Source organism: Duganella sp. Root1480D1 (assembly GCF_001427305.1).
GTDB lineage: Bacteria > Pseudomonadota > Gammaproteobacteria > Burkholderiales > Burkholderiaceae_D > Rugamonas.
In genome coordinates this window covers 373,096-397,257 of record NZ_LMFZ01000012.1, presented here as the reverse complement: position 1 = coordinate 397,257, position 24,162 = coordinate 373,096, and the positions used below count along the sequence as shown (strand labels likewise).

General features: G+C 61.7%; 23 protein-coding genes and 1 tRNA gene. 17 read left to right on the top strand and 7 right to left on the bottom strand.

The features are described from left to right. The first annotated feature begins 137 nt into the window (after positions 1 to 137). Genes ASD58_RS14195 through ASD58_RS14170 form a run of 6 tightly spaced genes read left to right on the top strand, consistent with a single transcriptional unit; the run spans position 138 to position 9,300 of the window. Positions 138 to 1,124: a LacI family DNA-binding transcriptional regulator gene (locus tag ASD58_RS14195; protein WP_057261804.1), complete on the top strand. Its 987-nt coding sequence runs from the start codon at positions 138 to 140 to the stop codon at positions 1,122 to 1,124. Between the two features lie 19 nt (positions 1,125 to 1,143). Then, a complete protein-coding gene (locus ASD58_RS14190; RefSeq protein ID WP_057261803.1) occupies positions 1,144 to 2,358 on the top strand; it encodes an AGE family epimerase/isomerase in 1,215 nt (404 codons plus the stop codon). After that, positions 2,351 to 3,274, top strand: coding sequence for a carbohydrate kinase (locus ASD58_RS14185; protein WP_057261802.1), 924 nt, complete (start codon positions 2,351 to 2,353; stop codon positions 3,272 to 3,274). Before ASD58_RS14190 ends, ASD58_RS14185 begins: the two co-directional genes overlap by 8 nt. Then, positions 3,274 to 5,676, top strand: a complete 2,403-nt coding sequence (locus ASD58_RS14180; protein WP_057261801.1) for a GH92 family glycosyl hydrolase — start codon at positions 3,274 to 3,276, stop codon at positions 5,674 to 5,676. The genes ASD58_RS14185 and ASD58_RS14180 overlap by 1 nt, the downstream gene beginning before the upstream one ends. Positions 5,677 to 5,699: 23 nt before the next feature. After that, complete coding sequence (locus ASD58_RS14175; protein ID WP_057261800.1) at positions 5,700 to 6,956, top strand: sugar MFS transporter; 1,257 nt, start codon at positions 5,700 to 5,702, stop codon at positions 6,954 to 6,956. After that, positions 6,943 to 9,300 carry a TIM-barrel domain-containing protein gene (locus tag ASD58_RS14170; protein WP_057261799.1) on the top strand — a complete coding sequence of 786 codons (2,358 nt, stop codon included), beginning with the start codon at positions 6,943 to 6,945 and terminating at the stop codon, positions 9,298 to 9,300. The genes ASD58_RS14175 and ASD58_RS14170 overlap by 14 nt, the downstream gene beginning before the upstream one ends. Positions 9,301 to 9,461: 161 nt before the next feature. Here ASD58_RS14170 and ASD58_RS14165 read toward each other — a convergent pair whose 3' ends face one another. Beyond that, complete coding sequence (locus ASD58_RS14165; RefSeq protein ID WP_057261798.1) at positions 9,462 to 12,038, bottom strand: MXAN_6230/SCO0854 family RING domain-containing protein; 2,577 nt, start codon at positions 12,036 to 12,038, stop codon at positions 9,462 to 9,464. A 155-nt stretch (positions 12,039 to 12,193) separates the two neighbouring features. On the opposite strand from ASD58_RS14165, the gene ASD58_RS14160 reads away from it, so the two are divergent. Both ASD58_RS14160 and ASD58_RS14155 read left to right on the top strand, forming a co-directional pair. Further along, a complete protein-coding gene (locus ASD58_RS14160) occupies positions 12,194 to 12,628 on the top strand; it encodes a helix-turn-helix domain-containing protein (protein WP_229209979.1) in 435 nt (144 codons plus the stop codon). A gap of 30 nt (positions 12,629 to 12,658) precedes the next feature. Next, on the top strand, positions 12,659 to 14,023 hold the full coding sequence (locus ASD58_RS14155; RefSeq protein WP_057261797.1) for a type II toxin-antitoxin system HipA family toxin: 1,365 nt from the start codon (positions 12,659 to 12,661) through the stop codon (positions 14,021 to 14,023). A 67-nt stretch (positions 14,024 to 14,090) separates the two neighbouring features. On the opposite strand, the gene ASD58_RS14150 is transcribed toward ASD58_RS14155, so the two are convergent. Further along, a tRNA-Pro gene (locus tag ASD58_RS14150) sits at positions 14,091 to 14,167 on the bottom strand. A gap of 93 nt (positions 14,168 to 14,260) precedes the next feature. Here ASD58_RS14150 and arsC point away from each other — a divergent pair. Together arsC and ASD58_RS14140 are read left to right on the top strand one after the other, a co-directional pair. Next, on the top strand, positions 14,261 to 14,608 hold the full coding sequence (gene arsC, locus ASD58_RS14145) for an arsenate reductase (glutaredoxin) (protein ID WP_057261796.1): 348 nt from the start codon (positions 14,261 to 14,263) through the stop codon (positions 14,606 to 14,608). Next, positions 14,609 to 15,421: a hypothetical protein gene (locus ASD58_RS14140; protein ID WP_057261795.1), complete on the top strand. Its 813-nt coding sequence runs from the start codon at positions 14,609 to 14,611 to the stop codon at positions 15,419 to 15,421. A gap of 32 nt (positions 15,422 to 15,453) precedes the next feature. Here ASD58_RS14140 and ispB read toward each other — a convergent pair whose 3' ends face one another. Continuing rightward, the gene (gene ispB / locus ASD58_RS14135) at positions 15,454 to 16,404 is read right to left on the bottom strand and encodes an octaprenyl diphosphate synthase (RefSeq protein WP_057262096.1); all 951 of its coding nucleotides are present in this window, start codon (positions 16,402 to 16,404) and stop codon (positions 15,454 to 15,456) included. A 228-nt stretch (positions 16,405 to 16,632) separates the two neighbouring features. Here ispB and rplU point away from each other — a divergent pair, with 228 nt between their 5' ends. The 5 genes from rplU (at position 16,633) to ASD58_RS14110 (ending at position 20,410) form a co-directional block, all read left to right on the top strand. After that, positions 16,633 to 16,944, top strand: coding sequence for a 50S ribosomal protein L21 (gene rplU, locus ASD58_RS14130; RefSeq protein WP_057261794.1), 312 nt, complete (start codon positions 16,633 to 16,635; stop codon positions 16,942 to 16,944). Between the two features lie 43 nt (positions 16,945 to 16,987). Next, on the top strand, positions 16,988 to 17,248 hold the full coding sequence (gene rpmA / locus ASD58_RS14125; RefSeq protein WP_057261793.1) for a 50S ribosomal protein L27: 261 nt from the start codon (positions 16,988 to 16,990) through the stop codon (positions 17,246 to 17,248). 91 nt (positions 17,249 to 17,339) lie between these two features. Beyond that, complete coding sequence (gene obgE / locus ASD58_RS14120) at positions 17,340 to 18,449, top strand: GTPase ObgE (protein WP_057261792.1); 1,110 nt, start codon at positions 17,340 to 17,342, stop codon at positions 18,447 to 18,449. Between the two features lie 137 nt (positions 18,450 to 18,586). Further along, positions 18,587 to 19,705: a glutamate 5-kinase gene (gene proB / locus ASD58_RS14115; protein ID WP_057261791.1), complete on the top strand. Its 1,119-nt coding sequence runs from the start codon at positions 18,587 to 18,589 to the stop codon at positions 19,703 to 19,705. Between the two features lie 87 nt (positions 19,706 to 19,792). Next, positions 19,793 to 20,410, top strand: coding sequence for an SMI1/KNR4 family protein (locus ASD58_RS14110; protein WP_057261790.1), 618 nt, complete (start codon positions 19,793 to 19,795; stop codon positions 20,408 to 20,410). A gap of 9 nt (positions 20,411 to 20,419) precedes the next feature. Here the strand turns inward: ASD58_RS14110 and nth are convergent, their stop codons facing one another. Continuing rightward, positions 20,420 to 21,067, bottom strand: coding sequence for an endonuclease III (nth, locus tag ASD58_RS14105; RefSeq protein WP_057261789.1), 648 nt, complete (start codon positions 21,065 to 21,067; stop codon positions 20,420 to 20,422). Continuing rightward, on the bottom strand, positions 21,064 to 21,741 hold the full coding sequence (gene rsxB, locus ASD58_RS14100; RefSeq protein ID WP_057261788.1) for an electron transport complex subunit RsxB: 678 nt from the start codon (positions 21,739 to 21,741) through the stop codon (positions 21,064 to 21,066). The genes nth and rsxB overlap by 4 nt, the downstream gene beginning before the upstream one ends. A 114-nt stretch (positions 21,742 to 21,855) precedes the next feature. Here rsxB and ASD58_RS14095 point away from each other — a divergent pair, with 114 nt between their 5' ends. Both ASD58_RS14095 and ASD58_RS14090 read left to right on the top strand, forming a co-directional pair. Further along, the gene (locus tag ASD58_RS14095) at positions 21,856 to 22,632 is read left to right on the top strand and encodes an ABC transporter substrate-binding protein (RefSeq protein ID WP_057261787.1); all 777 of its coding nucleotides are present in this window, start codon (positions 21,856 to 21,858) and stop codon (positions 22,630 to 22,632) included. Positions 22,633 to 22,710: 78 nt separating this feature from the next. Next, complete coding sequence (locus ASD58_RS14090) at positions 22,711 to 23,316, top strand: DOPA 4,5-dioxygenase family protein (RefSeq protein ID WP_057262095.1); 606 nt, start codon at positions 22,711 to 22,713, stop codon at positions 23,314 to 23,316. Here the strand turns inward: ASD58_RS14090 and ASD58_RS14085 are convergent. Continuing rightward, complete coding sequence (locus tag ASD58_RS14085; RefSeq protein WP_057261786.1) at positions 23,313 to 23,732, bottom strand: DUF6691 family protein; 420 nt, start codon at positions 23,730 to 23,732, stop codon at positions 23,313 to 23,315. The genes ASD58_RS14090 and ASD58_RS14085 overlap by 4 nt on opposite strands. Continuing rightward, a complete protein-coding gene (locus ASD58_RS14080; protein ID WP_057261785.1) occupies positions 23,729 to 24,160 on the bottom strand; it encodes a YeeE/YedE family protein in 432 nt (143 codons plus the stop codon). The genes ASD58_RS14085 and ASD58_RS14080 overlap by 4 nt, the downstream gene beginning before the upstream one ends. Positions 24,161 to 24,162 lie beyond the last annotated feature (2 nt).

Below are 24,162 nucleotides of genomic sequence, written 5' to 3'. Positions count from 1 at the left end.
GCTGATATAAAACTTACCTATATCAGGCGCGAGAAAAAGCATTTCTGCCCGGCCCTGGAAAACGCCAGAATAGGCGTTTAATAAACCGAATTTTGGAGACCCTTCATGCACACGATCTCTCGCCCCGGGGTACTGCCTTGAGCCAGGTAACCCTGCGCGACATTGCCGAAGCCACCGGGCTGTCGATCGGCACCGTCTCGCGCGCACTGAAAAACCAGGCCGGCATGACCGAGGTCACCCGCAATCAGGTGCGCCAGGCCGCCGAAAAAATGGGCTATGACTTCGGGCAGCTCAAGAAAGGGCGCATCCGCCGCATCGCCTTCCTGTTGCACAGCCAGCACAACACGCTGGCTTCGAGCCAGTTCTATTCCCCGGTCCTGCACGGCGCCGAGGCGGCCTGCCGGCGCGAAGGCATTGCCCTGTCCTTTATCGCAGTGGGACCGGCCGAGCCGGTGCAGGGCTTGATCCGCGTGCACCAGCCGGACGCCATCCTGTGCGCTGGCTTCTTCGAGCCGGAAGTGCTGGCGGCCCTGCAGCAGTCCGGCAAGCCTATCGTGCTGGTGGACATGCACCGTCGCGGCTTCACCTCGATCAATCCTGACAATGTGCGCGGCGGCTACCTGGCCACCCAGCACCTGCTGCGCTGCGGCCGCAAGCGCATCGCCATGATGTCCGGCTCCCTGGCCCACTACAGTATCCAGCAGCGCAACCGAGGCTTCCGCCAGGCGCTGTTCGATGCCAAGGTGTTCGCCGACCCGGACCTGGAAGTTATCGTTCCCACCATGGGCGAGGGCGACGAGGCCGTGGTGGAAGCCATGCGCAGCCTGCTTAGCCTTCCGAAGCGGCCCGACGCCCTGTTCTGTTACAACGACAGCACGGCGCTGATCGCCATGAAGCATTGCCTGAACGAGGGCATGAAGATCCCGCATGACATCGCGATTGTCGGCTTCGACGATATCAGCAGCGCTGCCGCTGCCATTCCCCCGCTCAGTACCATCCACGTCGACAAGGAAGACCTGGGACGGGCGGGGATTGAATTACTGCTTCAAAAACCGGAAGAAGACTCCTCCCAGATAACCATGCCAGTCGAATTGATCGTGCGCGAAAGCAGTTGCGATGACTAGCATACCCACCAGGCCTAACATGACCAATCTCCCGAATTTCCGCAACCCGGACGTCCTGCTCGCACACGCGCGCCACACCATGCGTTTTTACCATCCGCGCGCGATCGATCCGGCCGGCGGCCTTTACCACTACTTCAAGGACGACGGCACCGTCTATGACGCCCAGCATCGGCACCTGGTCAGCAGCACGCGCTTCGTGTTTACCTATTCCATGGCCTACCGTCATTTCCACGACCCGGCCTACCTGGACGGCGCGCGTCACGCATTGCGCTTCCTGCGCGATGTGCACCGCGACGCGTCGGGCAATGGTTATGCCTGGATGTTGAACGGCCGTGAAGTGGAAGACGGTACCCAGCACGCCTATGGCCAGGCCTTCGTTCTGCTCGCATATTCCCACGCCACGATGGCGGGGCTGGCAGAGGCGCGCCCCTGGATCGGCGAGACTTTCGAGCTGATGGAAAAGCGCTTCTGGAACGAGCAAGACGGCTTGTACGCCGATGAAGCGAGCCAGGACTGGAGCGTGCTTTCGGACTACCGCGGCCAGAACGCCAATATGCACGCTTGCGAAGCGCTGCTGGCGGCGCACCAGGCCACCGGCGAACTGCACTACCTGGAGCGAGCGTATACCGTCGCCTACAACATCACCCAGCGTCAGGCCTCCCGTTGCGGCGGCTTGATCTGGGAGCACTATGATGCAAACTGGCAGCCGGACTGGCGCTTCAATATCGACGATCCGGAAAACCTGTTCCGCCCATGGGGTTATCAGCCCGGCCACTTCACTGAGTGGGCCAAGCTGCTGCTGCAACTGGAGGCGCGCGGCGCTGTGCTGAACAAGGACCTGGACTGGCTGCTGCCGACCGCAGAACGCCTGTTCCAGACTGCGGTGAACAAAGGATGGGATGCTGTGCACGGCGGCCTGGCGTACTCGCTGGCGCCGGACCTTGCGATTTGCGACCCGCACAAGTATTTCTGGGTACAGGCCGAGAGCACGGCGGCCGCTGCCATGCTGGCCAAGCGTACCGGCAATGCCGAGTACTGGGAGTGGTACGAACGCCTGTGGGCCTATAGCTGGACTCATCTGGTGGACCACGAACACGGCGCCTGGTACCGCATCCTGTCCGGCGATAACCGCAAGCTGAGCGACGAAAAGAGCCCGGCCGGCAAAGTGGACTACCACACCATGGGCGCCTGCTACGACATCGTGGCGGCGCTGGGGGCGGCCGATCATGCATGACGCACCATTGATGTTGTGCGCCGGCGAGGCGCTCACCGACATGATCTACCAAGGCGACGAGCGCTGGGTCAGCCGCGTCGGCGGCTCGGTATGGAATGTGGCGCGTGCCCTGGCCGTGCTGGGCGAACGCACCGCGTTCGCCGGTGCCATCAGCCGCGATCGATTCGGCGACGCCCTGTGGGCCGCCAGCGAGGCGGTAGGGCTGGACTTGCGCCTGCTGCAGCGCGTTGAACGATCGCCGCTGCTGGCGATTGTGGAACAGGGCGAGCCGCCGCGCTACTTCTTTATCGGCGACGATAGCGCCGACCTGCATTTCGATCCGGATGTACTGCCGGAATACTGGTCGCGGGACCTGCGCTGGGCCCACTTCGGCGGCATCAGCCTGGCGCGCGAACCGCTGGCATCGAACCTGGTTGCGCTGGCGGAGAAGCTGAAAGAGCAGGGCGTGGCCATCAGCTACGACCCGAACTATCGCAACCTGATGGATGAACGCTACGCGCCAACCCTGCGCAGCATGGCGGAATTGGCCGACGTGATCAAGGTTTCGGACGACGACTTGCGCGGCCTGTTTCCCGGCGTTCCGCTGGACGAAGCGCTGCGGCAGTTGCGCGCCGCGGCGCCATCCGCCTTCTGCCTGCTGACGCGCGGCGGTCAGGGCGCGAGCCTATTCCATGGCGACCAGCGTGCCGATGCGCGCGCGCCGGCAGTCGCAGTGGTCGACACGGTCGGCGCGGGCGACGCCAGCGTGGCCGGCCTGCTGCACAGCCTTGCGCGCCATCCGGGCCGTTCGCTGCAGTCCCACCTGCACGCGGCGCTGGCGGCCGGCTCCGCAGCTTGCCTGCAGTCCGGCGCCACTCCGCCACCGCCCGCAGCAATGCAACAGCTATTCGAATTACTCGAAGGAGATGCCTCGTAATGAAAGCATTCCGCCTGACCCTTTGCTCCGTCCTGCTGGCAGCATTTACGCTGCCGCTGGCGGCGGCGCCGGCCGATATGCCGGTCAATACCTTCATCGGCACCCAGGACGAGGGCAATACCTTTCCCGGTGCTTCGGCCCCCTTTGGCATGATCCAGGTCAGCCCGACCGGCGAGCACTATGCCGGCTGGCACTACAGCGATGCCCGCATTCGCGGTTTCGGACACTCCTTCCTGTCCGGCGCAGGTTGCTGGGAGCAGGGCGGCCAGCTCTCGGTGTTGCCGGTCACCGGCAGCATTGGTCCCGGCGGCGATTTCGACACCAAGAAGGCGGGGAGCTTCAACTACAAGCACTACGCCGCTGACTACAGCCATGAAGGCGAGGTTGGGCAGGCCGGCTACTACAAGGTGCAGCTCACCAGCTATGGCGGCATCAGGGCCGAGGCGACCGCGCTGACCCGCGCCGCCGCCGAGCGCTATACGTTTGCTCATGGTACCGCCAGCGGCCACGTGCTGCTTAATCTGGGCCAGGCCAATGAACGCCATTCGGTAGTCGGCAGCGAGGTGCGGGTAGTGGATGACCGCAGCGTGGAAGGCAAGATTGTTACGAAGAGCTTCTGCGGCGGCGCACAGTACACCACCTGGTTCCGCATGGTGTTCGACCAGCCCTTCGTCGCCAGCGGCATCTGGGATGACCGCGGCGGCTGGCCGGGCGTCAAGGGACCAAGCCAGCAAGGCGACAGCCGTCCCCATGGCGTCTGGCTCACCTTTGAGCTCAAAAACGGCCCGGCCGTGACAGCGGTCAGCGCCATTTCGCACGTCGACGCAGAAGGCGCGCGCATCAACCTAAAGGCCGAGGGCATGGCGGGCGGCAAGCCGCTCACCTTCGACGCAATGCGCGAAAAAGCACAGGCGGCATGGCAGAAGGAACTGGGCAGCGTGCGTATCGACGGCGGCAGCACCGACGACCGCACCGTGTTCTACACCGCCCTGTACCACGCGTTGCTGCAACCTTTGACCGGCAGCGATGCCGATGGCCGCTATCGCGGCTATGACGATGCCCTGCACACCGCCAAGGACTGGACCTACTATGAGTTCTTCTCGCTGTGGGATACCTACCGCGCGCAAAACCAGCTGCTTGCCCTGCTGCGTCCGCAGCGCTCGCGCGACATCGCCAATTCGGTGCTGAAGATCCGCGAGCAGGGTGGCTGGCTGCCGCGCTGGGGCTACGCCAATTTCGACAGCAACGTGATGACCGGCGACCCGGTTACGCCATTCCTGGTCGACCTGTGGCGCTTCGGTGCACTGAAAGGCCGCGAACGCGAGGCCTACGCCGCGTTGCGTGAAAATGCCTTTGGCGTGCCGCCGTCGCGCATCCGCGCCGAAGGCCGGGCCGGCAATCCAAACTACCTTGAAAAGGGCTTCGTCCAGTATGACCGCGGCTTCGTCGCCAAAGGCATGGACATCGACCCGCACCACGGCGCTTCGGCGACGCTGGAATATGCGCTGGCCGACAGCTCATTGGCGATCATGGCGAAGGCGCTTGGCCAACCGAAGGACGCCCGGTTGCTTGAACAGCGCGCCCTCAACTGGCGCAAGGTGTGGGATCCGTCGGTGATCGATGCGCCGACCGGGCAGCGCGGCTTCCCGCGCCCACGCGTATTGGACGGAAGCTGGTTCACCGACTTAAACGGCAGCTATGACCCGCGCGCCGAACGCGGCTTCCATGAGGGCACGGCCTGGCAGTACCAATGGCTGGTGCCGCAGGACGTTCCAGGCCTGGCAGCGGCCATGGGTGGCCAGGCCAAAGCCCTGCAGCGCCTTGACCAGTTCTTCGATTACGACGCCGTGCTGGCCGACCCGTCGGCCGTGCGCAAGTCCTGGGTGGTTGGCGCTTACAGCTACTACAGCCAATTCCGCTATAACCCGAACAACGAACCGGACCTGCACACGCCATGGATGTACACCCTGATGGGGCAGCCGTGGAAGACTACCACTGTGCTGCGTGCGGCCGAAACCCTGTTCGGCAACGGCCCGGGCGGTGTGACCGGCAACGACGACCTGGGTGCGATGTCGGCCTGGTACCTGTTCAGCGCACTGGGCCTGTATCCGGACGCGCCGGGCAGCGGCCGCTTCTTGTTGCATGCGCCGCGCTTTGCACGCGCCGAGATCGACCTGCCGCAGGGCCGCACCTTGCGCATCGAAGCGCCGGAGGCCAAACCGGGCGAGCGGCGCTTCGTGCAGTCGGTGCAGTGGGCCGGCCGCCCACTGTCGCGCGTGTGGCTGGATTGGGAACAACTGCAGGGTGCTGGTACCCTGTCGTTCAAGCTGGCGCCGAAAGCTGATACGGCTGGCTGGGGCACGCAGGGCCGCGACCTGCCGCGTCCACCCGCAGGCATGTAACTATAAAAATCAAGGAGACAAGCATGGCATCCACGGCACCTAACACCACGCCCGCCGCACCGCCGCAGGCGGCAGGCGGCGCGCAGAACGGAACAAACACCAGCGCGCTGGTCATCGTCACACTGCTGTTCTTCATGTGGGGTTTGATTACCTCGCTGAACGACGTGCTGATCCCGCACCTGAAGGCGATTTACACGCTGTCCTACTTCCAGGCGATGCTGGTGCAGCTTTGCTTCTTCGGCGCCTACTTCATCGTGTCGATGCCGGCGGGCGCCCTGATCCGCCGTATCGGTTACCAGAAAGGCGCTGTCACCGGCCTGTTGATAGCGGCCGGTGGCTGCGTGTTGTTCTATCCGGCCTCGTTTGGCGGCTATGGTTTGTTCCTGCTGGCGTTCTTCGTGCTGGCTTCGGGCATCACTGTGCTGCAGGTCGCCGCTAATCCGTATGTCACCATGCTCGGCCCGCCGCGTACCGCATCCAGCCGCCTGAACCTGACGCAGGCCTTCAATTCCCTCGGCACCACGATCGGTCCCTCCCTGGGCGGATTCCTGATCCTGTCAACGGCGGGCGTCGCCGCCGGTTCGGCGGCCACCGTGCGTGGACCCTACCTGGCGCTGGCTGGCGCACTGGCGCTGCTGGCCGTGCTGTTCTTCGTCGCCAGGCTGCCGCAGATCGCAGATAGTGAAGACGTATCGCTGGCAGGCGAAGGCCATGGATCGGCCTGGGCCCATCGCCACCTGGTGCTGGGCGCAATCGGCATCTTCCTGTACGTTGGCGCTGAAGTCAGTATTGGCAGTTTCCTGATCAACTTCCTCGGCGAATCGCAGATCGCAGGCCTGGCGCATGCAGATGCGGCACACTATGTCAGCATTTACTGGGGTGGTGCCATGGTTGGCCGTTTCATCGGCTTTGTGGTGATGCGCGTTGCCAGCCCGGGCAAGACGCTGGCTGTCAATTCGCTGCTGGCAATCGGCCTGGTGCTAGCGGCCACTTTCGGCAAGGGCAGCGTGGCGATGTGGGCCATTCTGGCGGTTGGCTTGTGCAACTCGATCATGTTCCCGACTATTTTCAGCATGGCGCTGCACGGCCTTGGCAAGTACACCGGGCAGGGTTCGGGCATCCTGTGCATGGCAATTGTCGGCGGGGCGCTGGTGCCATTCGCACAAGGCGCACTGGCCGACGCGATCGGCGTGCAGGCATCGTTCATACTGCCGGCCGCCTGCTATGCCTTCATCCTCTACTTCGGCGTGAAGTATTCCTCCATGTATGCGGCCCAGTAAGTTCCTGGCTGCGCTCGCACTGTGTGCGGCAAGCACGCTGCACGCGGAAACCGTTGACCGCATGCTGCTGTCGCGCGGCGGCGTAGTGCTTGAAGTCAGCGCACCGGCCAGCGGTATCGTGCGCATCCGCATGGGGCGGGGAAAATTGCCGGAAGACGCGTCCTGGGCGGTTCCTTCCGCTACTCGCGCCGCCCGGCTGCCGTTGAAAATCACGCGCAACGGCGAAACGGTGCAAGTGGGCGCAACGGATATCGGTGCACGCATCGACTTGCGCACCTTGCGGGCGGATGTGCTGGATGGCGGCGGCAAGCTGCTGCTCGCTGATCTTTCAGGCCGGAGCGCTCTGTCTTCGGAAGGCAGTTTCCGCCTGCGCGGGCGCATGAGTGGCGATGACCATATTTTCGGTTTGGGCGACAAGACCGGTACCTTCGACCGCAAAGGTGGCGTCTACACCATGTGGAATTCGGATACCTACAAGTTCACGCAGGCGACCGATCCGCTCTATAAAACGATCCCGTTCTTCATGGCGGTGAGCGACCGCGGCCAGGCTTATGGCCTGTTCTTCGACAACACATGGCGCAGCAATTTCGATTTCGGCAAGACCGAACGTGGCGTGCTGTCAATCAGCGGCGTAGGCGGCCCGGTTGACTACTATGTGATGGCCGGTCCCGCTCCGAAAGATGTGCTGCGACAGTATGCGCACCTGACCGGCAGTGCGCCGCTGATGCCGCAGTGGGCGCTTGGCTTCCAGCAATCCAAGTGGAGTTACAAAAGCGACGCCGAAGTGCGCGCTGTCGCGCAGCGCCTGCGCAGCGAGCGCCTGCCGTCCGACCTGATCTACATGGACATCGATTACCAGGACCGTTCGCGCCCCTTCACCGTCAACCGAGCGGCCTTTCCCGATGTGCGAAAGCTTGCCGGCGACCTGCGCGGGCAGGGCATCCGCCTGGTATTGATCACCGACCCGCACATCGCCAAAGCGCCTGGCGAGGGTTACGCAGCATATGACAGCGGCGCAGCCCAGGATGTGTTCCTGAAGCTCCCGGGCGGCCAGTATTACTCCGGTGATGTGTGGCCTGGCGCGGCGGTGTTCCCGGACTTCAGCCGCGCCCAGGCCCGCCGCTGGTGGGGGGAGCTTTACACTGGATTCTTGGGCGATGGCGTGGCGGGCTTCTGGAACGACATGAATGAGCCGTCGATCTTCAACGTGCCCACCAGGACCATGCCGCTTGATGTTTTACACCGGATCGAAAGCGACGACTTCGCGCCACGGAGCGCTTCTCACGCAGAGATGCATAATGTCTACGGCCAGCTCAACTCGCGAGCCACCTACGAAGGCCTGACGCGGCTGCAGCCCGATGCGCGACCCTTCGTGCTGACCCGCGCAACTTACGCTGGCGGCCAGCGCTATGCCGCGACCTGGACCGGCGATAACGTCTCCAGCTGGCAGCACCTCAAGATGGGCGTGCAGCAGCTGCTCAATCTTGGCCTGAGCGGCTTTTCAAATGCCGGCAACGACGTTGGCGGTTACGCCGGCGAACGCCCGTCGCCGGAACTGTTGACGCGCTGGTTCCAGCTTGGCGCCTTCATGCCGCTGTTCCGCGCCCATGCCGAAACCGGGCGGCCCGACCAGGAGCCTTGGGTCGGCGATGAGCCGCACGTGGAGATCCGCCGGCGTTTCATTTCCGAGCGCTACCGCCTGATGCCTTACCTGTACGCCGCGGCCGAGGAGAACAGCCGTAGTGGCATTCCGCTGCTGCGGCCCGTCTTCCTCAATTTCCCCTCGGTGCTGGCGAATGGCGACAGGCTTGGCGGCTCGGAAGACCAGTTCATGGTGGGCAGCGACCTGCTCGTGGCCCCATCGCCGACGCTGGAATCGCCGGGAGACTACAACGTGGAACTGCCCGGCAAGGGCTGGTACGACTACTGGACGGGCCAGCGCCTGGACGGAAAGAGCCAACTAGTGAGGCCGGATATCGCGCAGTTGCCGGTCTATGTAAGGCCCGGTGCGATCATCCCGAAGCAGCCGCTGGTTCAAAGCACCGCTTTCGTGCCTGAAGGGCGGCTGGAGTTGCACGTTTATCCTGGCACCGACTGCCACGGGGACATCTATGCCGATGATGGCATCAGCATGGCGTACCAGCGCGGCAGCTTCCTGCGTCAGCGCATCCGCTGCGAGGAATCGCCATCGGGGCTGAAGTTACTGTTCGAACAGCGCGAGGGAAGCTGGAAGCCGTGGTGGACCGGCCTGGCGCTCTACGTTCACGGATGGACGGCCGATGAGCCGCCCAAGGCCGTCCTATTGCCTGATATGGCCGGCGGCGCAGTCGAAATCAGCCGATAGTGACTGGCCTGTGGTCAGGGCCCGCCCCAGCCACCGGCCAGCGCCTTGTAGACCACGACCAGCGAAACCGCTGCATCGGACTGCGCTTGCGCCAGGCGGTCGCGTGCCGACAACAGCTCGCGTTCGGCATCCAGGCGTAGGCAGGAAATGCTTCCAACTCTTCAAGACAGGAAATCGCTCGCGGACATCGTGCCTCCGATGGCGCCGGGCTTTAACACATAGGCTGTCGCGTCCTGCGGCAGCACCATATCGCCGGCCAGCAATGCAGCCATTACCGGCCTGTCGCCGCGCAGATCGAAAGCCGCCGCCTCGGCGCCATCGCCTGCCCGCAAGCGTAGCAGGAATTGAATGTTTGATTCACCGACCACGCGCTCGATAGCGATATTCTCCTTCCCGCGAATCAGCACGCGATTTGCCCGCGCTGCCGCGTGCAGCAAGGCGAGGTCGAACATATTTGCCCGCACTCCGCTGGCAAAATATTCGATCATCGTCGGGCAGATAGCGGTAATCGCGGTGCTGGAACTGGCCACGTTGTTGAATTCCAGTTTTCCTCGCGAGTAGACATCCAGCCAGTGCAGCGACTTCTTTTCCAGGTCTATCACCATGGGCATGAAAATACCGTCGGCACCCTGCAGGTTGAATTTCATTTCGACCGTGCGTGGATCGAAATGCTGGCCCTGGGTATCGCCACGCAGCATCATGCCGACAAATGCATGCTCCAGTTGCTCGAACGCCTGGCCGGAGTAATTGTTCACGACAGCTACGGCATAGCGGATGCCATGCTTTTCGGCCATCGCGCAGTCCATGTCGATGAACTCTGACGCGCCATTGGGGAAGGGCGCACTGGTCAAATCGCCGGAGCTGACTGCAACCTGGCCAAACTGGCCCTGGAGCACGCGCTGGTAATAAGAGCAGACGCCGACGTGCTGCCACTGCGCGTCGTAGAACCCGACCGACAAATCCAGGTCTGTATCGAAGTGCGTCTTCTCCGGTTCGCACCAGTGAAGGAAGAGACGTATGGTCTTCTCAGGCGCAACATCGATGGTCGAGCCGCGCGGCAGCTGGATTGCCGCTGGCGAGGCAGTTCGTTCGTTGAACGGAACCATGACGGTTTTCAGCGCCGAGTCGATGATGAAATCGCCGACACCGGACTTGCTTTCAAACCGCGCGAGCAATTCACGCTCGACGATTGCGGCGCTGCGTGCGATCGTTGCCGGTGCAAGGACCGGCCGCTTGTCACGTGCAAATATGCCGTTGACGACGGAGCCTTTCGGCCAGTACACGCGCGATCTGGCCCGCGTTCCGCGCGTCGGAAGCAAGGCAAGCAACGTTAACAGAACCGGCGTTGAAAATTTGGGCGCGCAGCGTTCAAAGCCCGCCAGCAGGACTTCGACAGCCGGTTCGTCGTTGCCTGCAATGCGCAGCGCGTGATCGAACCGCCTGGCCAATTCACCTGGACGCTGCAGCAGCAAGGCTGTCATGCTGCCGGCGTCACTGAGATTGATGGCGGCTTCCAGCTTGCCGTAGTAAGTCAGCCAGGCCGGGGCACGGCTGCCATCCGGCGCCTTTCGTCGCACGATCTCGAAGGCGCGCGCCACATTTGGAAAACGCTGCTTGTATTCGGCTGGATGCAGGAACTCGCCGAGCCAGACCCAATACGGGCGATGGCGCAGCATGTCGTCGGTCATCGATTCTGGCGAGAGGCTCTCCATGAACTCCAGCAAGGCGCGACGCAGCGGGCGCCCAAGCTTCGCCATCTTGAAGCGGTAGATTTCGACCGGCAGCTTGAGGGACTTCAGCCTGTCGTAATAGCTATGCGCATACAGCTCGCGATAATGCTTCTTCTGTCTCGCCTCCGCGAGTGAGAAATCGCGCAAAACTGTCTGCGGCAGAAGGCTGGGGTCCGCGCTCGAATAACTGGCGATCAAGCGCAACACGTCGGTCGCGGTGTTCATGTAAGGCGCAGCGGCCGGCAAGGCGACAGCAGGGCCGCATTGACGCAGCAGCGTGCCGAAAACGTGAGCGATGTTTTCGCGCACCGGAATCGCGGCCGGCAGCGAGGACAGGATTGCGGCGCCGTATTCGGTGACGATGGCCGACAAGTCCGCAACATCCACCGGCGACATGGCTTGCGTGCGCTGGCAGAAGGCGACGAATAACTGACGTGCGGCCTGTTCGGCGGACGTGCCCAGGTCCAGCAACTTGAGCGTGACGTTTTCCTTCGGCGCGCCCCTGTCCGGCGCAGGCTTGAAGAAGGCAGATTGCTGGTCAACCTGCCGTTCGCAGATAGGGCATGCGGAGTAATTACTTCCATCAAAACACTGGTCGCACACCACGTGCATGCAGGGATTCAGCACGTGAGTGGTTCCCGTCAGCCCGCAATGCAGGCAAGGCTGGCCTTCCGCTTGCATGAAGTGGGACAGCACCCGTTGCTGCCATAAGCCGAAGGTATCAGCCGGAACGTCGTCCGGGAAGCTGCGGTACAGCGGCACGTGTGCCCGATGCCCGCCCAGGCTTTCCGCCAAAACGCCCCAGGCCTGCGCCTGCAGCATGGTCAGGGCTTCGGTGGAAATGGTTTGCAGGCGTTGGCGCAAGCGCGTGGAAACCGCATACCCCAGCTTCGCGAGGTTGATCTCGAACGCTTCGATGAAGTTGCTGGGGAGGGTCGCAGTGCCTGCTTCAACAAACAGCAAGCCTTGCCTGCGCAGGAGAATGGCGTGGGAGGCGGTGAAGATCATGGAATTCGGGGAGAAGGGAAGCGGACGAACTGAATCGGAAGTTAGAAGGAAGCCCGTCCTAAGCCTTCTCGGTAAGGATCGTAATATATTTACAACCGAGGGGCAAGGGGATGCGTGCCCTTGGGATGATAACAATCGTTTCCATTAAGGTCGCAGTGGAAAAGATCGTTTCCTTGACGTTGATCGTTAACGGGCATAATATGGAAACAATCATTTTCATTATCGCCGTAAAGGCATTTTTTGTTGCCATGAAAAAGGAAGAGACCCTCCTGCTGTCGGAGTCCGAACTCGCGCAGACCCGGCTTTTGGGGAAGCGGTTGTCCCGTCTGCGTCTAGCCCGTCGCGTTCGCCAGGAAGACGCTGCCGTGCGCGCAGGCCTCTCCAGGCCCACTGCCCGAAAGATCGAGCATGGCGACCCGGGGCGGACGTTGGGACAGGTGCTGCGCTATCTGGGTGCCGTCGCGCCCGGTATGACTCTGCAGCAGCTTTTGGAGGGGAAAGACCCGTCGCTACTTGCCTTGGAGGCTTCCGAGAAACGACAGCGTGTGCGTGAATTGAGTGCAGCAGAACGCGACAAGCTGGACTTCTAACATGACCCTTCAAGTAACCGTATTGAGCTGATGCCAAAAGAGCTCTACACTTTTGCCAATCTGCCTGGCGGCTTTGTCCCAGCGGGCATTCTGACGCTCACCGAGACACCACAGGGCGTCGAGGCGTCGAAGTTCGCTTACGGCACGCGCTACCTGGATCGTCCGCACGCCGTCGAGGTTGACCCAGTCAGCTTGAGCTTGGCAGACAAGAATCTCGTTCGTCACAAAGAGTTGGTTCCGATTAACGGGCTGCCGCTATTTGGAGGCCTGCGCGACGCTGCCCCTGATGCTTGGGGGCGCCGGGTCATCGAGGCGAAATTCAAAGTGCCTGCAAACAGTCTGCTCGAGTCGACATACCTCCTCGAGGCAGGTAGCGACCGTGTGGGGGCGCTGGACGTGCGCGAGAGCCTGACGGCAGAAGTATCCAAGGGAGTCTCCGGTGTGCAGTCCCTTCCGTACTTGCTGGAGGCCACTGAGCGCATCGAGCTGGGTGAGCCGATACCGAGTCGCCTGACCGATCTGTTCGGCTCAAGCCCGGGCGCCGGCGGCGCGCGTCCGAAAGCGACGGTCCGCGATCCGGAAGGATTGATGTGGCTGGCCAAGTTCGCAAGTCGCAGCGACACCTTCGACGTCGCTCGTGCCGAGCATGCGACGCTGCGCCTGGCAGAAGCCTGCGGCATGACTGTGCCCGCCACCTCGGTGACCGATCTGGGCGGCAAAAGCTGTTTGCTCGTCCGCCGGTTCGACAGGTACTGGGTTTCCGAGGCGCAGCTGGGAGCTGGCCCCGAGAGCCTCCCCGAGGCTTTGAGCCTGCACACCACGCTGCCCAGCGCCGATACCGGCCATGAACTGCGTTTGCCTTTCGCCAGCTCGCTGACGATGGTGGCATGCGACGAAATGGAGTCCCGCACCAAAGGATATGCAGACATCGCGGCTGCAGTGCGCCAGCGCGCGCACCCTTCGGTGATTCGACAGAACACCCGTGAGCTGTTCGCTAGAATGGTCTTCAACATCTTGGTGAGCAACGACGACGACCATCTGCGCAATCATGGCTTCGTGCGAGACCCCCGGCTGGCGGGTTGGCGCTTGAGTCCCCTCTACGACGTAGTGCCGCGTCCGGGCGTAGCTTATGAGCGTTTTTTGCACCTGGAGGTGGGGTTGCAGGGAAAGCTTGCTACGTTGGACAACGCGTTGTCTGCCTACGCGCGCTTCGACCTCGAACGACAGGACGCCGTGATGGTAATGGCCACCATCGTGCACCAGGTTCAGCAGTGGCGCGGTTTTTTCGAGGGACACGGCGCATCCGGCGCGCTTATCGACCGGTTGTCGACAGCATTCCGAGAGCTCGAAGAAGTTGCGAGTCCCTCGTTGCGCAAAGAGCTTACCTCGAAGTAGGCTGGACCTGATAATAGCGGTTATCAGCTTGCTTCATGCTTCAAACGCTGTTTTGTAAGGAATTCTGTGGTCGGGGTGAGAGGATTCGAACCTCCGGCCTCTACGTCCCGAACGTAGCGCTCTACCGGGCTAAGCTACACCCCGACTGGTGTGAGTTAATTCTACACATAATTTTGTGGATTTATCAACTCCCTTGCCGGTGATATAGTGCGGCTTTGAATTAACTTCATTTGCATCATGGGAATTACCATCTACCACAACAACTCGTGCAGCAATTCGCGCGGCGCGCTGGCGCTGATTCGTGAAGCGGGCATCGAGCCGGAAATCGTTGAATACCTGAAGGCGCCGCCATCGCGCGAAGTGCTGATCGACCTGATCGCGCGTGCCGGCTTGACAGCGCGCGGCGCCATGCGCAACAAGGGCGAGCTGTATGACCAGCTTGGCCTGGCGGATGAATCGCTGTCCGAAGATAAGCTGGTTGACGCGATGATGGCGCATCCGGAGCTGATCAACCGTCCCTTCGTGGTGACGGACAAGGGCGTGCGTCTGTGCCGTCCACCGGAAACGGTCAAAGAGATCCTCTAAGTGCGTAAAGCCTTCTTCGTCACCGCTTTGCTTGCGCTGGCTACCAGTGCGCATGCCGATACCTCGGAGTGCGAGATCCACAAGCTGGCCACCTATCCATTCCCGCATCGCCCGACGGCGGAGCAGTCTGCGGCCCTGAAGGATTGCGACGCGGACAAGCTGTATTACGGCATTGGCGTGCATTTCGATTATGTGAAAGCGCGGCACTGCGCCTTTGCTACGGATAGCCAGGATGTCCTGATGATGCTGTATGCGAACGGCTTGGGCGTGCCGCGCAACTATGCCGTGGCGAAGATGGCTGCCTGCCGGTCGGACGGCCCCGAAATCGAAGCTCGCCTGGCCCGGCTGACGCGCATGCAGACCGGCAAGGAGGGGCCTTCACCGAAGATCGATATGTGCGATGACGCGGGCAATAGCCACCTTGTCGTGCGCTGCGACACGATCAAGTTGGATCTGGTCGACCAGGATCGCAATGCGCGTATCGACACCATCTCTGCACGCTGGAGCGATGCCGAGAAGGCTGCGTTGCTGCAGTTGCGGCACCAAGGAGCCGATTCGGCGCAGATCGAGGAGATACTTAATTCCTTGCTGGACTTCGAGGCTGGCAAGCTGCCTTCGTTCACCGTGGAGGAAGCCACAAGTGCCGAGCGGGAGATGAACCAGATGAAGATCTGGCCCGAAAGGCAGCGAAGCTGGTTGGCCTACCGAGATGCATGGCTGGCGCTGGCCAGGCTGCGTTACCCGTCGGTCGCGCCGCATGCATGGAAGACTTACTTCGCCAAACGGCGCATCGCCTCAATCAAGCCGCAGTAAGAAAAAAGGCGCCGATTTCGGCGCCTTGTTCTTTAGTGGCTGCGGTCCACCGAGAAGCGGGCCAGCTGCAGCAGGGATTGTTTGTAGATCCCGTCCGGCATGCCGGCAATCGCATCGATGGCGCGTTGCGCGGCCACTTCGGCGGCGCGGCGGGTGTAATCCAGTGCGCCGCTGTTGGTGATGGCGGCCAGGATTGTGTCGAAGTGCTGCTCGTCGCCATTCTCGATGCAGGAACGAACCAGGACGCGCTGTTCTTCGGTGCCGTTTTCCATCAGCCAGATCAGCGGCAGGGTAGGTTTGCCTTCACGCAGGTCATCGCCTACGTTTTTGCCGATTTCCTCCGCATCGCCGGCGTAATCCAGCACGTCGTCGATCAGTTGGAAAGCGGTGCCCAGCGAGCGGCCATATTCGCCGGCAGCGGCGATGTCGGCGTCCGAGGCACCGGCCACCAGCGCACCCAGCTCCGCCGCCGCTTCGAACAGCTTGGCCGTCTTGGAGCGGATCACCTGCAGGTAACTTTCCTCGGTCACGTCCGGGTCGTGCATATTCAGCAACTGCAGCACTTCGCCTTCGGCGATCACATTGGTCGCATCGGACAGGATTTGCATCACGCGCATGGAATCCAGCGACACCATCATCTGAAAGGCGCGGGAGTAGAGGAAGTCGCCCACCAGCACGGAGGCGGCATTGCCGAACAGCGCATTGGCGGTCTGGCGGCCGCGGCGCATTGACGATTCGTCAACAACGTCATCATGCAGCAGGGTCGCGGTGTGGATGAATTCCACCACGGCGGCCAACTCATGGTGGCCGGCACCCTTATAGTTATAGGCATTTGCTACCAGCAGGACCAGGACTGGTCGGATACGCTTGCCGCCCGCGCTGATGATATATTCAGCAATCTGGTTGACCAGTGCCACTTCCGAGTGAAGGCGCTGGCGGATCACCGAATTGACCGCGTCCATATCGGCGGCAATGGTGCTCATGATGTTGTTCTGGGCGTTGTTCGACAAGGCAAACCTACTGGTAAGGTTGGTAAGAGTGCCGCGATTATACGTTACTCGTTGCCCACATACCACGTGGGCCGCCCGTCGACAATACCTTTTGACCGATTTCCCGAATCTATGTATAATCAGCGGTTCCCCGGCTTTCGCCTTGTTGTTTTTGGGCGTCGAGCGAGGGAGACTTATTAACAATCCAAGAGGTTTCCAATCATGTACGCGGTCATAAAAACCGGCGGCAAACAATACAAAGTTGCTGCTGGCGAAAAAATTAAAGTAGAACAGTTGCCGGCTGACATTGGTTCCGAAATCACTATCGACCAGGTTCTCGCCGTAGGCGCGGGCGACAGCATCAAGTTTGGTGCTCCACTGGTTGCAGGTGCATCGGTTCTGGTGAAAGTAGTCGCACAAGGTCGTCACGACAAGATCCGTATCTTCAAGATGCGCCGTCGTAAGCACTACCAGAAGCGTCAAGGCCATCGCCAAAACTTCACCGAAATCCAAATCGTTTCGATCAACGGCTAATCGCTGTTCATCAAGACTCACCGAGCTATCAAGGAGTAACTAAATGGCACACAAAAAAGGCGGCGGTACTACCCGCAACGGTCGCGACTCTGAATCAAAACGCCTGGGCGTTAAAGTGTACGGTGGCCAGACCATCAACGCTGGTGGCATCATCATCCGTCAACGCGGCACCCCAGTGTCCGCTGGCGAAGGCGTAGGCACCGGTAAAGACCACACCCTGTTCGCACTGGTGGACGGCGTTGTGAAGTTCGTGACCAAGGGTCCGGACAGCAAGAAGTACGTTACCGTCGTAGCTGCTGCTTAATACAGCAAATACAGGTACAGTAAGGCGAAAGCCTTCTCTCCAAAAGGCTCTGCCAGTGGTAGGGCCTTTTTAGTTTTCAAGGTGGTTCATTATGAAGTTTATTGACGAAGCACGCATCGAAGTCATCGCCGGCAGCGGCGGTAATGGCTGCGCCTCTTTTTGCCGTGAAAAATTCCGTCCGTTCGGCGGCCCTGATGGCGGCGACGGTGGCAAAGGCGGCAGCATCTGGGCGGTAGCCGACCGTAACGTCAATACGCTGGTGGACTATCGCTATTCCAAGATGCACCGCGCCGGCAACGGTGAATCCGGCCGCGGCTCCGACTGCTACGGCAAGGGCGCAGACGACATCTTCCTGCGCATGCCGGTCGGCACCCTGGTGATCGACGAAGTGTCGGGCGAAATCATCGCCGACATGACGGAACACGGACAGATGGAACTGCTGGCCAAGGGCGGCGAGGGCGGCTGGGGCAATATCCACTTCAAGACCTCGACCAACCGCGCTCCGCGCCAGAAGACCGACGGCAAAGACGGCGAGCGCCGCGAATTGCGCCTGGAGCTGAAGGTGCTGGCCGACGTTGGCCTGCTGGGCATGCCGAATGCCGGCAAGTCGACCTTCATCACCGCAGTGTCGAATGCCCGTCCGAAGATCGCCGACTACCCGTTCACCACCCTGCACCCGAACCTGGGCGTGGTACGTGTGTCGCACGAAAAATCGTTCGTGATCGCTGACATTCCTGGTCTGATCGAAGGCGCCTCCGAAGGTGCCGGTCTGGGCCACCAGTTCCTGCGCCACCTGTCGCGCACCGGCCTGCTGCTGCACATCGTCGACCTGGCGCCGTTCGAGGCGACTGTCGATCCGGTCAAGGAAGCCAAGGCCCTGGTCAAGGAACTGCAAAAGTACGATCCGGCGCTGGGCGACAAGCCGCGCTGGCTGGTGCTGAACAAGCTGGACGTGATTCCTGAAGAAGAACGCGCCAAGCGCGTGAAGGACTTCGTCAAGAAGTTCGGCTTCAAGGGCCCGGTGTTCGAAATCTCCGCACTGTCGCACGAAGGCACGCAGGAACTGGTCAACGCCATCTACCTGCACCTGGAGCAGCAGCGCTACTCCGAGCAGCGCTCGGAAGAAGTGCAGATGACCGAAGAAGCCCGCGGTATCTCCTCCATCGATCCGGACGACCCGCGTTTCAAAGTTCTCGATTAAAATCGAGACAACCTCTTATCTTTGCCGCCCCTGCCAAACGCGGGGGCGCGCATTGTCTGCGGCAAGCCGGCATTACCCCGCCCGGCGCATCACCAGAAGTTTCACCACCTTTTGTTTGATCAGACTTTTGCCGTCCTATGAATTCGCTTATCCAGAACTCCAGCCGCATTATTATTAAAGTGGGCTCCTCGCTCGTCACCAATGACGGTCGTGGGCTCGACCACGCCGCTATCGCCCGCTGGGCCTCACAGATTTCCGCCCTGCGTGCGATGGGCAAGGAAGTCGTGCTGGTCAGCTCCGGCGCCGTAGCCGAAGGCATGCTGCGACTGGGCTTTGACAAGCGACCGACGGATATCCACGAACTCCAGGCATGCGCCGCCGTGGGTCAGATGGGCCTTGCACAGATTTACGAAACCAGCTTCCGCGAGCACAGCATCGGCACCGCGCAAGTGCTGCTGACCCACGCCGACCTGGCCGACCGCGAACGCTACCTGAACGCGCGCTCCACGCTGACCACCTTGCTGCGCCTGGGCGTGGTCCCGATCATCAACGAGAACGACACCGTCGTCACCGACGAAATCAAGTTCGGCGACAACGACACCCTGGGCGCCCTGGTCGCCAACCTGATTGAAGCGGACGCGCTGATCATCCTGACCGACCAGCGCGGCCTGTTCAGCGCCGATCCGCGCAAGGACCCGGCGGCTTACCTGATCACTCATGGCCGTGCCGGCGATCCTGCGCTGGAAGCCATGGCTGGCGGCGCCGGCTCCTCGCTGGGCCGCGGCGGCATGCTGACCAAGATCCTGGCCGCCAAGCGTGCCGCCAAGTCCGGCGCGCATACCGTGATCGCCTTCGGCCGCGAGGCCGATGTGCTGACCCGCCTGGCGGGCGGCGAAAGCATCGGCACCGAACTGTCCGCGCAGACCGGCCACTTGACGGCCCGCAAGCAATGGATGGCGGACCACCTACACACCGCGGGCCAGGTCGTGTTGGATGCGGGCGCCGTGCAAAAACTGGCGAAAGAGGGCAAGTCCCTGTTGCCGATCGGCGTGATCGAAGTGCACGGCGAATTCGGCCGCGGCGCAGTAATCACCTGCGTGGGCGAAGACGGCCACGCCATTGCGCGCGGCATCAGCAACTACACCAGCGCCGAAACCCGCCGCATCAAGCGCAAGCCTTCCGCCGAGATCGAAGCGATCCTCGGCTATGTCGAAGGCCATGAGCTGATCCACCGCGACAATATGGTCCTGCTGTAGAGTCCGTGTCACACTTGGGGTGTGACCCCAAGGTGTGACACGGGCTCGGGTGTTGGCTTCTTAGGCGGCAAATCAACAGGGGTGGACATGAGGCTTGAAGAACTTGAGCGTGCCGTACTGGCACATGGCGGCGAATTCCAGTGTGTTCAGATCCGCGATGAGGGCAATAAGAAACTGGTGCCATTCCGTCACGTCGTCACGCCGGCCGTCGCAGCGACGGAGCTGCCGGATGTGGGTAAGCTGCGCGAGTTTTACGCCACGTTTGGCAGTATCCTGTTTTATTGCGACGAGCAAAGTGGCGATGCGGCGCGTTATTTGGCGCCAGTCTCCGAATGGCCGGAGCTTCACGATAGTTTCATGGATTGGATGGAGCCGGTAATGGATGAGCCGGACGAAGAACTTCTGCCGCGCTGGGTGAATACTTGCCTGGTAATCGGCGAAACTCCGCGTTCCGGTAACTATATCCTGATGCCGACCCAAGGCCCCGCTGCCGGCCAGGTTTGGGAGTTCGACCATGACGGCTACGAATTCAATTGCGCGGGCAATGACTTGGTGGATTATGTAGAGCGCATCATGGCCCCAACCGGCTCCCGCTTGACTGACTTCGCCTCCAGCATGCGCTTTATTACTGGCGACCCAATGGTCCAATGGTGGATTGAGGAACTGCTCGACAACCGCGGAGGCGCCGTCAGTACAAAGGCTTGATGCGCTGGCTTAAGCGTCGGCAGGCGCCGGCGTCTTGCCTTTGAATTCGCACAGGTCGGCGATGATGCAGTTCCAGCACTTCGGCTTGCGCGCCATGCAGGTGTAACGGCCGTGCAGGATCAGCCAGTGGTGTGCATCCATCAGGAATTCCTTCGGCACGAATTTCATCAGCTTCTGTTCGACGATATCCACGTTCTTGCCCGGCGCGATGCCGGTGCGGTTGGAGACGCGGAAGATATGCGTGTCGACCGCCATCGCAATTTGTCGGAAGGCGGTATTCAGCACCACATTGGCTGTCTTGCGGCCCACGCCGGGCAACTGCTCCAGTTCTTCGCGCGTCTGCGGCACTTCGCCGCCGTACTGCTCCACCAGGATCTGGCAGGTTGCGATGACGTTTTTCGCCTTGGTCTTGTACAGGCCAATGGTGCGGATGTATTCGGTCAACTCGTCGAGTCCCAAGTCCAGAATGGCTTGCGGCGTGTTCGCTACCGGATACAGCTTGCGCGTGGCCTTGTTCACGCCGACGTCGGTCGCTTGCGCCGACAGCAGCACGGCGATCAGCAGCTCGAATGGCGTTGTGTATTCCAGTTCGGTTTCAGGGGTCGGGTTCGCCTCGCGCAGGCGTTCGAAGATCAGTTGGCGTTTGGCGTTGTTCATTTATTTTTGTCGGCATCCGCGCGCTGACGGGCGCGTTCCATGGCTGCGGCGATAATCTGGCGCTTGCGTTCTTTTTCCGCCAGCTCGGCGTCGTTTTCCGGCGTCAGGCGTTCCACGGCTGCTGCTTTGGCGTGGGCTTTGGCGGCCAGGCGCGCATCGTTCTCCTCGCGCTCGCGGATCAGGCGCGCCAGGCGGAAGTCGTGACGGTCGCGCGCTTCGTTGGCTTGCGGCTGCGTCCAGGCATCCCAGCCGGTGGTCTCGGTCACCGGGTACATCACGATGCAGTCGACCGGGCAGGCCGGCACGCACAGGTCGCAGCCGGTGCACTGTTCCGGAATGATGGTGTGCATCTGCTTGGCCGCCCCCGTGATCGCGTCGACCGGGCAGGCCTGGATGCACAGCGTGCAGCCGATGCACAGCGATTCGTCGATGAAGGCCACCGCGCGCGGGCGCTCGAAGCCATTGACGGGATTCAGCGGAATGACGGGGCGCCCGGTAACGCTGGACAAGCGGCGGATGCCTTCTGCGCCGCCAGGCGGGCATTGGTTGATGTTCGCTTCACCGGACGCAATCGCTTCCGCATACGGTCGGCAGCCTTTGTAGCTGCACTTCGTGCATTGGGTTTGCGGCAGCACGTCCTCGATGCGGTCGGCCAGGGTCTTCGAATCAGTCACGGTGAGAGGCGAAACGGTAAAGCGCTATTATCCAATATCTGCGCTGCCTGTGCGGAAGTTGCTTGGCATCAACTTCTATGGGAACATACCGCTTCTTACATAAGGTGGGGAACCATGCGTGCTGTGCGGGTGATTGCTTGCGTGCTTTGCTTGCTGCTTTGGCGGCAGGGCCTTGCTGTCGCTGGCGCCCCGGTGCGGCTGGCATCGGAGGAATGGCCGCCCTTCGTTTCGGCTGCGTTGCCTGAAAACGGCTTGTCCGGCGCCTATGTCAGCGCGGTCTTCGCGCGGATCGGCAGTGCCGTCGCCATCGATTATTTCCCTTGGAAGCGCACCATGGAAGTGGGCATGAACGACCCGCACTATGCGGGCTTGTTGGCCGTGTGGCGCACGCCGCAGCGCGAAGCCCAGTGCTATTTTTCGCCCCCGATCGGCAGTACCTTGAATGTGCTGGCTTATTTGAAAGAAGCGCCGGTTGCTGCCTCCACATTGCGCGAACTGAGCAACGCGCGCATCGGTATCGTGGCCGGTTATTCGAATGGCGAAGAGTTCGACGGCTTGGTACGGCGTGGCGCGCTGCATGTGCAGGAAGGCGTCAATGATGAAATCAATCTGCGCAAGTTGCTTAGCAAACGTTTCGATGCGATGCTGATCGAGAAGCGCGTGCTGCGCCATCTGCTGGCCAGCAACCGTTTTACCCGCGCCGAACGGGAGCGCATCGTCTTTACTGAAAACCTGTTCCACGAACGCACGGTACACGTCTGCTTCCAGCGCAATTCCGCAGGCCAGGCGCAGCAACGCGCCTTTACCGAAGCTGCCCGGGATATCGACCTCTTGCGCTTCGAGCGCGACTACCTGCGCCGCCTCGACACCGACCGCCCCACCGTCAATTAAGCAAATAAGTTCATACGAAAGAATTCGTTGGCGTTGCAGGCCGCCGAACTTACGCTGGCGCCTTCGACGGAGGAATCTATGACTGATGCAGTTGATCGCCACTGGGCGGAATTGTTGTCGCCGCGCCGGCGCAATTTATTGGCTGCGGCGGCCGGTGCACTTGCGACGCCGGTGATGGCACAAAGCCCCTGGGGATATGAAACCTATAAGCAAGCGACGACGCGGCCAAACGGCGTGCGTCCGGGCGAGCAAAGCTTGCCTGCCAAGCCGCGCGCTTTCACCGATATCGAGAGCTATCACGCCCACATCTACTTCGACGAGGATAATTACCAGAAGGCAGCGTTGATCCGCAAATGGGTGGCCGAGCGATTCAAGGTGGAGCTGGGCGACTGGAACCTGGAGCCGCGCGGCCCGCACGTTACGCCGTCCTTCTATTTCGGCTTCACCAACGACCTGCTGCAGGTTATCGTGCCGTGGCTGCAGCTGAACAGCCTGGGACTGACAATCCTGATTCACCCGAATACGGATGATCCGCGCGCGGACCACCTGTATTACGCACTGTGGGTGAATCGGTCACAGCCCGTGAATGGCTACAGCATCAAGAAGCCTGGCCCGGGCGAGCCGCGAGTCGAGCAGATATTCCCGAACACGCGACCTACCGTAGCGATCGAAAAGGCTTCCTAGGCTTCTTTGCGCCGTTCGGCGATTTCGAAAATCGCCATGCCGGCCAGCATGGCGATAAAGAAGATCCATGGCTTGCCGCCGCCGGTTGCCAGCGATGTGATGACCGGGCCGGGGCAGTAACCGGCCAGCCCCCATCCTATGCCGAATGCCAGGCTCCCCAGGACGAGACGGCGGTCAATGTCGCGTGCCGTCGGCAGGCTGATGGGAGCACCGAGGATGGCGCGAGTGCGTTTGCCTGCGATGTGGAAGGAGAGGGTGCCAACCAGCAGCGCGCCCGCCATGACAAACGCCATGGCGGGGTCCCATCTGCCAAATATGTCCAGGAAGCCCAGCACCTTGGCGGGATTGGTCATGCCCGAGACAACCAGGCCCAGGCCGAATATCAGTCCGGCCAGCAAGGAGGTCAGCGTACTCATAGCAAGCCCCGCACAACGGCGACGGTGGCAAAACCGGCTGCCATGAAGGTAAGCGTTGCTGCCAGCGAGCGCGGAGAGAAACGGGAAAGCCCGCAGATGCCGTGGCCGCTGGTGCAACCGGAAGCGTAACGTGTGCCCAACCCGACCAGCAGGCCTGCAGCCACCAGCGTGCCAGCGCTGGCGTCGACTTGTGCTGCCGGCAGCGCCGTGAAGGCGCCATAGAGCAGTGGCGCGGCCACCAGGCCCGCGAGGAAGGCGATGCGCCAGCCTGCGTCGCTGCCGGAACCCGGCTGGCGCGCAAAGGCTTGGCCAAGCAGGCCGCCGACGATACCGCTGATGCCGGCAATCCGTCCGTTGAGCAGCAACAGCATCGCCGCTCCCAGGCCAATCATGATGCCGCCTGCCAGCGGCGCATAGTAAGCACTCATTT